10 protein-coding genes, 2 other RNA genes and 1 pseudogene are annotated in these 11,752 nt (G+C 66.7%); 12 read left to right on the top strand and 1 reads right to left on the bottom strand.

Going from position 1 to position 11,752, the window contains the following annotated elements:
• Positions 1-89 precede the first annotated feature (89 nt).
• From XCSCFBP4642_RS0104895 to XCSCFBP4642_RS26480, 12 genes are all read left to right on the top strand, one after another.
• The gene (locus XCSCFBP4642_RS0104895) at positions 90-629 is read left to right on the top strand and encodes a GNAT family N-acetyltransferase (protein WP_029218807.1); all 540 of its coding nucleotides are present in this window, start codon (positions 90-92) and stop codon (positions 627-629) included.
• Positions 626-955: a non-heme iron oxygenase ferredoxin subunit gene (locus tag XCSCFBP4642_RS0104890; RefSeq protein ID WP_029218806.1), complete on the top strand. Its 330-nt coding sequence runs from the start codon at positions 626-628 to the stop codon at positions 953-955. The genes XCSCFBP4642_RS0104895 and XCSCFBP4642_RS0104890 overlap by 4 nt, the downstream gene beginning before the upstream one ends.
• 333 nt (positions 956-1,288) lie before the next feature.
• Entirely contained in the window at positions 1,289-3,607 is a 2,319-nt protein-coding gene (locus XCSCFBP4642_RS0104885) for a TonB-dependent receptor (protein ID WP_029218805.1), read from the top strand.
• Between the two features lie 48 nt (positions 3,608-3,655).
• Positions 3,656-4,342: a Fe2+-dependent dioxygenase gene (locus tag XCSCFBP4642_RS0104880; protein WP_029218804.1), complete on the top strand. Its 687-nt coding sequence runs from the start codon at positions 3,656-3,658 to the stop codon at positions 4,340-4,342.
• Positions 4,335-5,081, top strand: a complete 747-nt coding sequence (locus tag XCSCFBP4642_RS0104875; RefSeq protein ID WP_029218803.1) for a tetratricopeptide repeat protein — start codon at positions 4,335-4,337, stop codon at positions 5,079-5,081. The genes XCSCFBP4642_RS0104880 and XCSCFBP4642_RS0104875 overlap by 8 nt, the downstream gene beginning before the upstream one ends.
• Before the next feature lie 7 nt (positions 5,082-5,088).
• Positions 5,089-5,727, top strand: a complete 639-nt coding sequence (locus XCSCFBP4642_RS0104870; RefSeq protein WP_029218802.1) for a PepSY-associated TM helix domain-containing protein — start codon at positions 5,089-5,091, stop codon at positions 5,725-5,727.
• 20 nt (positions 5,728-5,747) lie between these two features.
• Positions 5,748-6,263: a DUF2271 domain-containing protein gene (locus XCSCFBP4642_RS0104865; protein ID WP_029218801.1), complete on the top strand. Its 516-nt coding sequence runs from the start codon at positions 5,748-5,750 to the stop codon at positions 6,261-6,263.
• 163 nt (positions 6,264-6,426) lie between these two features.
• Positions 6,427-7,230, top strand: a complete 804-nt coding sequence (locus tag XCSCFBP4642_RS0104860) for a DUF4198 domain-containing protein (RefSeq protein WP_029218800.1) — start codon at positions 6,427-6,429, stop codon at positions 7,228-7,230.
• A 63-nt stretch (positions 7,231-7,293) separates the two neighbouring features.
• Positions 7,294-7,368, top strand: a non-coding RNA gene (locus XCSCFBP4642_RS26485) — sX9 sRNA.
• A 226-nt stretch (positions 7,369-7,594) separates the two neighbouring features.
• Positions 7,595-8,569, top strand: coding sequence for an FAD:protein FMN transferase (locus XCSCFBP4642_RS0104855; protein WP_029218799.1), 975 nt, complete (start codon positions 7,595-7,597; stop codon positions 8,567-8,569).
• Positions 8,566-10,239 (top strand): sulfite reductase subunit alpha, encoded by a 1,674-nt coding sequence (locus XCSCFBP4642_RS0104850; protein WP_029218798.1) that lies wholly within the window; start codon positions 8,566-8,568, stop codon positions 10,237-10,239. Before XCSCFBP4642_RS0104855 ends, XCSCFBP4642_RS0104850 begins: the two co-directional genes overlap by 4 nt.
• Before the next feature lie 211 nt (positions 10,240-10,450).
• Positions 10,451-10,519, top strand: a non-coding RNA gene (locus tag XCSCFBP4642_RS26480) — sX9 sRNA.
• Between the two features lie 5 nt (positions 10,520-10,524).
• Here the strand turns inward: XCSCFBP4642_RS26480 and XCSCFBP4642_RS0104845 are convergent.
• Positions 10,525-11,331 (bottom strand): annotated as a pseudogene (locus tag XCSCFBP4642_RS0104845) (HutD/Ves family protein); the annotation flags it as partial.
• Between the last annotated feature and the right edge of the window lie 421 nt (positions 11,332-11,752).

Below are 11,752 nucleotides of genomic sequence, written 5' to 3'. Positions count from 1 at the left end.
CCGGCATGCATATCTGATGCAGCCGACCAAGCACCAGCGACTCCCGATTCCCGATTCCCGATTCCCCGATTCTCGCTAAACTGCGCTACATGCAGACCACCACCTTCCGCACCGCCACCGTCGATGACATCGACGCCCTTGTCCAGTTGGTGACTTCCGCCTATCGCGGCGACAGCAGCCGTGCGGGCTGGACCACCGAGGCCGATATCCTCGATGGGGCCCGCATCGATCCGGCCGTGCTGCGTCAGGACATCCTGCGCGAGCGCAGCCTGGTACTGCTGGTCGAACAGGATGGCCGCCTGCTGGCCTGCGCGCATATCGCCGACGACGACGGCACCGGGTATTTCGGCATGTTCGCGGTCGATCCGTCGCTGCAGGGCAGCGGGCTGGGCAAGACCCTGCTGGCCGAAGGCGAGCGCATGGTGTCCACCGAGTGGAGACTGCCGTTGATCCGTATGACCGTGATCGACGTCCGGCACGAGCTGATCGCCTTCTACGAACGCCGCGGCTACCACCGTACCGGTGCCTTCAAGCCCTTTCCGTATGGCGACGAACGCTTCGGCGTCCCCCTGCGCCAGGATCTGCGCTTCGAAGTCCTGGAAAAGCACTTCGAGCACGCCACGCCGTGAGCGAGACCTGGACCTTCGTCTGCGCCAGTGAGGCGTTGCTGCCCGGCGAAGTGCAGACCGTCTGGGACGAAGTGACCGACACCCCGATCGTGGTGTTCAACCTCGACGGCGCGCTGTATGCGCTGGAAGACCGCTGCAGCCACGAAGACTACGAGCTGTCGCCCGGCAGCTTCGACCCGGTGGCAGGCACCATCGAATGCCAGCTGCATAGCGCCCGGTTCGATATCCGCGACGGGCGTCCATTGTGCGCACCCGCCTACACCGCCGTACCCAGGTTCCCGGTCAAGCGCGAACACGACGGCATCTGGACCCGCGACGATCGCTGACCGCGACGTCGCATAGGCACGCAGCGCAGCAGGCCGACCAGGGCTTCCTTACCGCCGGTCAGCAGGATTGCAAAGAAGAATGATTTGCATTTAAGATTGCACCCCTTCAGGCCTTCTTAACAACTGGCCTTCTGCGATCCCATGCGCCTAGCCCTGCCCAGCCTCTGCTCCGCCCCCTCAACCTGCCTGCGCCCAATGGCGCCGCGCCCTGGTGTGCCTGCTAGATCGCTGCGGCGCACTGCGTCGGGCTAGCCGGCGCGTCATCCCTTTCCCATCCCGCATCCGCCGAGCCGCCGCCAGGCCGGAGCATCGTTTCCTTCTTCGAGACCTGCCATGACTCCCAGGATTTCCCCGCTCGCGTCGGCCGTGCTGTTGACGCTGTCCGCTCCTGCAATCGCCCAGCCCGGCGAGGCGCCCGCGCCTCCGGGTGCGGTGGATCTGGATGCGATCCGGGTGCAGCAGGAACGCGCGCAGAAGCCGTCCTCGCCCAAGTACACCGAGGCGCTGCGCGACACTCCGCAGACCATCACGGTTGTCACCAAGCAGACCATGGACCAGCAGAACCTGTTGTCCCTGCGCGACGTGCTCAGCACCCTGCCCGGCATCACCTTCGGTGCCGGCGAAGGCGGCGGCGGTTATGGCGACAGCATCAACCTGCGCGGCTTCACCGCCAGCAGCGACATCACCACCGACGGCGTACGCGACAGCGCGCAATACAGCCGCAGCGACACCTTCAACCTGGAATCGGTGGAACTGATCAACGGCGCCAACTCGGCCATGTCCGGCGCCGGTTCGGTGGGCGGCAACATCAATCTGGTCACCAAGACCGCCGGCCAGGGCGATTTCACCAACGTGCTGATCGGCGGCGGCAGCGACCGTTATGGCCGCCTCACCGTCGACAGCAATTACGACTTCGACAATGGCACCGCAGTGCGTCTGAACGCGATGGGCCACACCCAGGACGTGCCGGGCCGCGATGAGGAATTCCGCCATCGCTGGGGCTTCGCGCCGTCGGTGACGTTCGGCCTGGGCTCGGACACGCGCTTCACGCTGAGCTACCTGCACCAGCACGACAACAACCTGCCGCAGTACGGCGTGCCGTTCGCGCTCAGTCCGTTCAACGACGGCCCGCTGCCGGGCGTGGACCCGGAAACCTTCTTCGGTTACCGCAATACCTCGCGTCAGGAGATCGACGTGGACATGCTGACCGGCGTGCTGGACATGGATTTCAGCGACACCTTCAAGCTGCGCAGCCTGGCGCGCCTGCAGCGGGTGGATCAGTTCCTCAATGCCACCGCGCCGCAGGGCACCTGGTGCCTGCCCGACGGCACCGACCCGTACACCGGGCGTGCCTGCGTCGGCCAGCCGCCGGCCACCTGGAACCCGAACAGCGGCCCGCGCGGGTTGGTGCGCGACACCGAGAACTTCATCGCGCATAGCCAGACCGACCTGACCGCGACCCTGCACACCGGCGCCATCGAGCACCGCGTGGTCGCCGGCGTTGCCTTCAGCAAGGAAGACTTCGAACTGGACAGTGGCACGCTGTTCCGTAATGCCGATGGGTCCACCACCGGCATCACCTACCCGCTGCAGTCCTTCGACAATCCGTACAACATCTGGGCCGGCCCGCAGAACTATGTGCGCACCGGCCACAGCAAGGGCAGCCTGACCAACCAGGCGGTGTACCTGTTCGACACCCTGCAGTTCAACGCGCAGTGGATGCTCAATGTCGGCGGCCGCTACGAGCACAATGAAGGCGACAGCACCACCTACACCGTCAATGCCGCGGGCAATGTCACCGGGGTTGCCGCCGGCTTCCCGGCCGGCAGCAAGGAAGATCTGTTCTCCTACCGCGCCGGCCTGGTGTTCAAGCCGGTCGACACCGCCAGCCTGTATCTGTCCTACGCCAACAGCAAGACGCCCTCCAAGGCCTCGGTCAACGGCTCGTGCACGCCGATCGCCACTGCCACCGCCGGTGCCAACTGCAATGTCGCGCCGGAAACGGCGGTCAATATCGAGCTGGGCGGCAAGTGGGACGTGCTGGATGAGCGCCTGGCGCTGACCGCAGCGGTGTTCCGCAACGAGCGCGAAAACTACAAGGTCAACAGTGGCGACCCGCTGATTCCCGAGCAGGTCCTGGACGGCAAGGCGCGCGTGGACGGTATCGCACTTGGCGCGGCCGGCTACCTGACCGACCGCTGGTCGATCTTCGCCAACTACACCTTCCTGGACAGCGAGGTGCTGCAGAGCGTCTCCAATCGCACCGAAAGCCTCACCGGCGACCCGGTCGCCGGACGCGAGCTGGTGCAGACCCCGCGCAATGCCGGCAACATCTGGACCACCTACACGCTCAATCAGTGGACCTTCGGCTACGGCGTCACCTACCAGGGTGGGTTCTATCCGAACAATGCCTCGACCGCCGCCTACGTCAAGACCGATGATTACTGGGTACACCGTGCCATGGTCGGCCTGCGCGTCAACGACTGGCTCAGCCTGCAGTTGAACGTCAACAACCTGTTCGACGAGGAGTACTACACCAGCGTGCGCAACAACCTCACCGTCAATGCAGCCGGCACGGTCACCGCCGGCAGCGGCTGGGCTCTGCCGGGCGAAGGCCGCTCGGCAGTGTTGAACGCCACCTTCAGCTTCTGACCCTATGAAGCGCCATCCGCCCTGCGCGGGTGGCGTGGAGACCACCGCATGCTGTTGCCCATTCCCGATGTCCTCGATGCCACGCAACTGCGCGCATTGCGTGGGCGGCTGGACGCGGCCGACTGGGCCGATGGCCGCATCACCGCCGGCCACCAGTCGGCGCAGGCCAAGGACAATGCGCAACTGCCCGAAGACAGCGCCAGCGCGCGCGAGTCCAGCGCGCTGGTGCTGGAGGCGCTGTCGCACAGCAGCACGTTCTTTTCGGCGGTCCTGCCGCGGCGGATCTATCCGCCGCTGTTCAATCGCTACAGCGGCGGGCAGTCGTTCGGGTATCACGTGGACAACGCGGTGCGCTACGACCGCAGCCGTGGTGGCGCCGAGCCGGTGCGTACCGATGTTTCCGGCACGCTGTTTCTCAGCGACCCGGACAGCTACGACGGCGGCGAGCTGGTGATCGAAGACACCTACGGCACGCAGTCGGTCAAGCTGCCCGCCGGACATCTGGTGATCTACCCCGGCACCAGCCTGCACAAGGTCAACCCGGTCACCCGCGGCACGCGCGTGGCGGCATTCTTCTGGACCCAGAGCATGCTGCGCGATGCGGCGCAGCGCCGGCTGTTGTTCGAACTGGATGTCTCGATTCGGCGGCTGACGCAAGACACGCCGGGGCACCCGTCGCTGATCCAGCTCACCGGCGTGTATCACAACCTGTTGCGGCAGTGGGCCGATGTCTGAGCCCGCGCAGGATCCCGTACTGCTGCGCACGCAGTCCGAGCGGGCCATCGCCTCGCTGCGCAGGGCCGCTGCTGGCCAGGACAGCGCTGCGCAGCTGCTGCTCGCACAGCTGTATGCCGAAGGACGCGGCGTCCCGGCCGATCCGGCCACGGCGATGCTGTGGTACGAAGTGGCCGCCAATGCCGGGCAGCCGGCGGCCATGAACCAACTCGGCCGCTGCCACGAGCTGGGCTTCGGCACGCCCGTCAACGATGCGCTGGCGGCGCTGTGGTACCGCCGCGCCGCCGACCATGGCCTGGACTGGGGCATGTACAACCTGGCGCATCTGCATGCCTCCGGACGCGGAGTGGCGCAGGACCAGACGCAGGCCCTGGCGCTGTATCGCCAGGCCGCCGAACGCGGGCATGCCAAGTCGATGAACTTCCTGGCGCGCTACCTCGACCAGGGCCTGGCCTGCACCGCTGACCCGCACGCCGCGCGCGACTGGTATCGCAGGTCTGCCGAGGCCGGCGACTTTCGCGGCCAGGCCAGCTACGCCACCGTGCTGGCCGATGCGGGCGCGCTCGATCAAGCCGAGCGGTGGATGCGCCGCGCCATCGTCGGTGGGCATGCCGGCTTCCTGCGCCAGCTCACCGCCCTGCTCGGCAACGCGCCGCAGCCGCGCCTGCGCGCACTGCTGGGCGAGGTGACCGCGCGGCAATCGCAGTTGCAGGCAGCCACCGCTGCGGTCCCGGCCTGAGCACCTCATGTCGCGACCTGCCGCCACCGCCGCCAGTGCCCAGCAACGCCGCGGATTCTGGCTGCGCATGCTGCATCAATGGCACTGGATCAGCTCGGCGCTGTGCCTGATCGGCATGCTGCTGTTTACGATCACCGGGCTGACCCTCAATCACGCTGCGCGGATCGAAGCCAGCCCATCCACCGAGCAACGCACGCTCACCCTGCCAACTGCATTGTTGAAAACCCTGGGCAGCCGGCAGGACGGCGATGCACCGCTGCCGCCCCGCGTGGCGCAGTGGCTTGGACGCGAGCTCGATATCAGCATCGGCACGCGCAACGGCGAATGGTCCGCAGACGAGGTGTATGTCGCGCTTCCGCGCCCCGGTGGCGATGCCTGGCTGAGCCTGGACCGCATGAACGGTGCGATCGAATACGAGCGCACCTCGCGTGGCTGGGTCGCCTATCTCAACGACCTGCACAAGGGCCGTAACGCCGGGCCGGCGTGGGGCTGGTTCATCGACGTGTTCGCCATCGCCTGCCTGGTGTTCTGCATCACCGGGCTGTTCCTGTTGCATCTGCATGCGCGTCAGCGCCACATGACCTGGCCGCTGGTCGGCCTGGGCCTGTTGATCCCGCTGCTGCTTGCCCTGCTGTTGATCCATTGACCCCTTCCTCGGAGACGACCATGCGCGCCACCCTGACCATCGCCCTGAGCGGCCTGCTCGCCATGCCGGCGTATGCGGCCACGCTCGATATCACTGTCGAGATTCCCAAGCTCAATGTCGCCGAATACCACCGCCCCTACGTGGCGATCTGGCTGGAAGGCGCGGACCAGAAGGTCGCTGCCAACCTGGCGGTCTGGTATCAATCCAAGGACACCGCCGAGGGCCACGGCACCAAGTGGTTGCCGGATCTGCGTCAGTGGTGGCGCAAGAGTGGCCGCACGCTGGACGTGCCGGTCGATGGCGTCACCGGCCCGACCCGCCCGGCTGGCGCGCATGCGCTTTCCTTCCGCGACACCAAGGGCGCATTGAAGTCGCTGCCGGCCGGCCAGTACACGCTGGTGGTGGAGGCCGCGCGCGAAGTGGGCGGCCGCGAACTGGTCAAAGTGCCTTTCAGCTGGCCGGCAACAGCGCCGCAAAGCGCCAAGGCCAGCGGCAGCAGTGAACTGGGTGCGATCAGCCTGACCGCCAAGCCTTGATACCCGGCGTCGGCACGCGGCGTGGGCTGCCGTCCCACCCCCTGCCCGGCCGGCGCACGCTGCACATCGTCTTGCATTTTTCATTTCCACGCATCCAGCCAGCGCCGCGACGCGCGCTGATCGGACACGCGCCCACCGCCTTTCGCATTCTCAAGGAGTTGTCATGCAACGTTCTCTCGTCCTGATCGCCCTGCTTGCAGCACTGCCGGCTACCACGCTTGCGCACAAGGCCTGGCTGCTGCCCTCGCAGACCGTCATTGCCGGCGAAGCGCCGTGGATCACCGTCGACGCCGCGGTGTCCAACGACCTGTTCTATTTCAACCATGTGCCGTTGCGACTGGAGAACCTCAGCATCACCGCGCCCGATGGCAGCGCGCTCAAGCCGGAAAACCCGGCCACCGGCAAATACCGCAGCGTGTTCGACCTGCAGCTCACCCAGCCCGGCACCTACAAGCTCGGCATCGTCAACGCCGGCCTGTTCGCCAGCTGGAAGGAAGACGGCAAGCCCAAGCGCTGGCGCGGCAACGAAGCCAGCTTCGCCACCGAAGTACCCAAGAACGCGCAGGACTTGCAGGTGTCGCAATCGCTCAGCCGCGTGGAAACCTTCGTCACCCGCGGCGCGCCGACCACCACCGTCTTCAAGCCCAGCGGCAAGGGCATCGAGCTGGTGCCGGTCACCCATCCCAATGACCTGGTCGCCGGCGAAGCCGCGCACTTCACCCTGCAACTGGATGGCAAGCCGGCCGCCGGGCTGGAGATCGAGATCGTGCGCGGCGGCACCCGCTACCGCGATGCGCAGAACGAGATCAAGCTCAAGACCGACGCCAAGGGCGGCTTCAGCGTGACCTGGCCGGAGCCCGGCATGTATTGGCTGGAAACCAGCAGCGAAGACAGCAAGACCTCGCTGCCGCAGGCCAAGCAGCGTCGCCTGGGCTATGTGGTGACGCTGGAAGTGCTGCCGCAATAAGAGCAGCTGACAACACTGCTGCGCCGCCCTCCGGGGCGGGCGCGGTCGGTACCCGGAATCGGTCTGTCCCACTCGTACATTCCGGTTCCTGCGAGCCGTCCATGCCCACCTGGCCACTGCGCGCTACGTCCCTTAGCCGCAGTGGCGGCAGCGCACGCCAGGGTTCTGGTGACGTGTCAGGCTTCTCGCACGATGGAGCCGTCGCCTCGCGTTGCTGTCCGCGCGGCGACTGACCACGCTGGCATGGTCGAAAGGTACGCACGCCCGACGGCGTCGATCGCCGAACCGGCAGGATGCTGATGCAATCGGCCGCGCCGCACGTCACCATCATGTTCCTGCCGCAGTACCCGCTCACAGTCCACGTATGAACGCATTCGCTCCTGCAGACACCACGCTTGCCACCCTGGGCGGCCACAGCATGGGCACCACCTGGAGCGTCAGGCTGGTGGCGCCGCGCAGCCGCGACCTGCATCCGTTGCATGCGCGCATCCAGGCAGCGCTCGACCGCGTGGTCGCACAGATGAGCACCTGGGACGCGACCTCGGACATCAGCCGCTACAACCGTCTAGCGGCCGGCCACTGGCAGGCCTTGCCCGATGAGTTCCACACCGTGCTGCGCACCGCGCTGGACATTGCCCAGGCCAGCGACGGTGCCTTTGACCCCACCGTCGGGCCGATGGTCGAACTGTGGGGCTTCGGCGCCAACGCGGGCCGGCGACGGGTGCCATCGTCCGAGCAGATCGCGCTGGTGAGCCTGCGCTGCGGCTGGCAGCGCCTGGAACTGGATGGCCCGCGTGTCCTGCAACCGGGCGCGGTGGCGCTGGACCTGTCCGGCATCGCCAAGGGCTATGGCGTGGACTGCGTGCACCACGCCCTGGTACAGGCCGACATCACCAGCGCCTTGATCGATGTCGGCGGCGAACTGTTCGGCTATGGATGCAAACCCGATGGCAGCGCCTGGCGTGTGCTGGTCGAGTCCGCCCCCGATGAAGACGCCGGTGCGGCGCTGCCACCACGGGTGCTCACCCTGGACGGCGTCGCCGTAGCCACCTCCGGCGACCGCTGGCACCGCTTCGAAAGCGACGGTCTGCGCTACGCCCACACCTTCGACCCGCGCACCGGGGCACCGATTCCGCACGCGCCCGCCGCGGTCACCGTCCTCGCCGCCGATGCCATGCAGGCCGACGCCTGGGCCACCGCCATGACCGTGCTCGGGACCGACGCCGGGCTTGCCTATGCGCACAAGGCCGGCCTTGCGGTGCGCTTTCTGACCCGCCACGACGGCAGCCTGCGCGAAGCCATGAGCCCCGCCTTCGAGCTGCATCTGGCCGCCTCATGACAGCGGCACGCGCCCGGGTCTGGCTGGGGAATGGAGCGCTGCTGCTTGCCCTTGCCGCAATCGCTGCATGGCTTGCCAGCCTGCACCAAGGCGCATGGTGGAGTGCGCCGACGCCGCAGCGCTGGCAGTGGGCAGCACTGGGCATGACCCTGTATGCCGCGGTCTGCGCTGTCATTTTTATCCGCAGCCGCCAGCGGGCCGGCGTGTCGAACGCAGACAGCAGCGGCATGCTCATCGCCTGGGCCAGCCAGACCGGATTCGCCCGCGAGCTTGCCGAGCGCAGCGCGGCCGCGCTGCAAACGGCCGGCGTCGGCGCGCATGCACTGCCACTGGACGCGGTGGATGCCGATTTACTCGCCCGCGTACCGCGCCTGTTGTGCATCGTCAGCACCACCGGCGAAGGCGACGCACCGGATCATGCACAGGCGGCCGAGCGCCATTGGCTTGCCGGCAATGCGCAGGACCTGGCTGCCGTGCACTACGCGGTCCTGGCCCTGGGCGACCGCCGCTACGCGCAGTTCTGCGCGTTCGGCCATCGCATCGACGCCGGCCTGCAAGCACGCGGCGGCACGCGCCTGTTCGAGCGCATCGACGTCGACAATGCCGACCCGCGCGCCTTGCTGCAATGGCAGCAACGGCTGGCAGCACTCACACCGGCACTGGCGAGCCAGCCAGCGTGGAGTGTTCCGACCTATGCGATCTGGCAGCTGCGCGAGCGTGTCCATGTCAACCCTGGCAGTGCCGGCGCACCGATCTATCGGCTACGGCTCGTGCCCCGCGACGGCGCGCTACCGCCATGGAGCGCTGGCGACATCGCCGAGATCGCTCCGCACAACGCGCCTGCGCAGGTGGAGGACTGGTTGCAGCGGCACCGCTGCGATGGCGCGCTGATAGTCGATGGCCGTGCGTTGCGCGACTGGCTCGCGGGCGCGCAGCTGCCTGCAGATCCGGACGAAAGTGTGGGTGCATGCGCAGATCCAGCTGCATGCACGGAGGCAGATGCGAAATCGGATGCAGCGATCCCCCCTGCTGAGCTGGCGGCGATGGTGCATCGCCTGGTCGCGCTGCCGCATCGCGAGTATTCGCTGGCATCGATCAGCGAAGAAGGACACGCCGAACTGCTGATCCGCCAGCATCTGCATGACGATGGACGGTTGGGGATCGGCAGCGGCTGGCTGTGCGTCCATGCGCCTGTCGGTGCCGCGATTGCGCTGCGGTTGCGCAGCAACCCAGGGTTCCATCCACCAGCGCCTGAACGCCCGATGCTGCTGATCGGCAATGGCACCGGCATCGCCGGATTGCGCGCACATCTGCGCGCGCGTATCGCGGCCGGCGCACGCGACAACTGGCTGATCTTTGGCGAACGCAATGCCGCACACGATGCGTTGTACGCCAACGAGCTGCAGCAATGGCAACAGGACGGCTGGATTGCGCGCATGGACCTGGCGTATTCGCGCGACCCCGCCTCCCCGACACGTTACGTGCAGCACGCGCTTGCCGCCGCGGCCGAGACCCTGCGCGAATGGATCGACCGCGGCGCCTGCATCTATCTCTGCGGCAGCCTGCGCGGCATGGCGCCGGAAGTGGACCGCACCCTCGACACCATTCTGGGGCCGGCGACCAGGCAGGAATTGCTGCAAAGCGGGCGCTACCGGCGCGACGTGTACTGAGCGGACGCAGCAAGATCCCAGGCAGGCGTCTTGATCAAGCAGTAGTTCTGCCGGGATCTATCTCAGGGTTGCAACTATGCGCCCTGCATGATTTTTACGCCACCTTTCAAGACCTGCTACTGCCAATGTCTTGAAGCAGATCAAGAGCAGCCCACAAGACGACCGCGCGGCACGCCAGGGGTGCACGGCCGGTATTCGGAATCCCCACCACATGCCTGCACGTGGGCTACCAAGCGCCGTCAGCACCCATCTGACGACTGCCCGCTACGCTTTATCAGCCGCTCTAACCCGGATCGCCAGCAATTCACCGCCGCCATCCAGCACGTAGCGGGTCCGTGTCGACGCGCTCAACCAGGCGGTATCGCCAGCCGCCAGGGCCGGCAGGCCGCTCTCGCCCCCGAAGCTGGCCTGCCCGGCAAGCAGATGGATCGCCCAGGCACTGTCCGGGTCGGCGAAGAACAGCATGGTGCCGACCAATGGCCGATGCAGCAGCTCGGCCTGCAGCACATCGCGTCGCCACATCAGATTGAAATCCTGCGTCGGCCCGTCCAGCAGCACCGCGCTTACCGCATCTTCGCCGGCAAATCGCACGCGTTGATAGGGCGGCATTAACTCGGCGCAACGCCCAACGCGCGCAGGGCTTGCGAGCAGATGCTCAGTGCCGCTCAATATTCCGCCGACGCCAGCATCTTGGCCGACACTCGCTGCGTCAGTCGCATCCGGACGGCCACCTTTCCCGTCACCTGAACCAGTATCGGTATCGGTATCGGCATCGGTGTTGGTATCGCCATCGACATCAGCGTCGAAGTCGGCCCTGACACTGGTATGGGCATCGGCATCCACATTGCCAGCGCCATTGCCGAACTGCAGACGCATGCCATTGCCCCGCAGCAGCACCAGCTCACGATCGATGCCAGGGAATGCGGAGAACGCGGCATCCTGCTCGATCTCGGCGATCGACAGGCGCAACGCCCATTCCTCTGCGTCGCCCAGACGCAGGATCTCTCGCGTCCAGCCCAATTGGTTGCGCCATCGCTCGCGGCGGTAGTCGGTGGCCGGAATCACCCGGCTGCTCAGGTCTGTTAGCTGCATCTGCGCATTGTGCCCGAAGCGCCATACTCGGCGCGGCCTGATCCCGGCTACGTGCGCGTTGCCGTTTGCCGTTTGCCGTTTGCCGTTTGCCGTTTGCCGTTTGCACGAGCATTCAACACGGCCATGCCAGCAGAGTCCACGCGGCTGCGGCAGCATGGAGGCCAAGGCCCCCGCAGCGCGTCGACGTCTCGCGCATGCAGGGTTTCATGCGCCGCTGTCCATGCGCCTTGTAGCGCTTTTCACTACGGCAGCATTGCGCTGCGCCCGGCCCAGATCCGCCCAACGAAAAACGCCCGGCTGCACATCCAAGTGCAACACCGGGCGATTCCACGTCCCTGTCGGCTTCCAGCCATCCCCCGGACATCCTGTCCAGTTAGGTTGCGGCCACGCATCCTCGCGTCGAACCGTATCTCGGATCCCT

The organism is Xanthomonas cassavae CFBP 4642 (assembly GCF_000454545.1).
GTDB classification, from domain to species: Bacteria; Pseudomonadota; Gammaproteobacteria; order Xanthomonadales; family Xanthomonadaceae; genus Xanthomonas; species Xanthomonas cassavae.
This window is presented reverse-complemented; position numbering and strand designations above follow the sequence as displayed.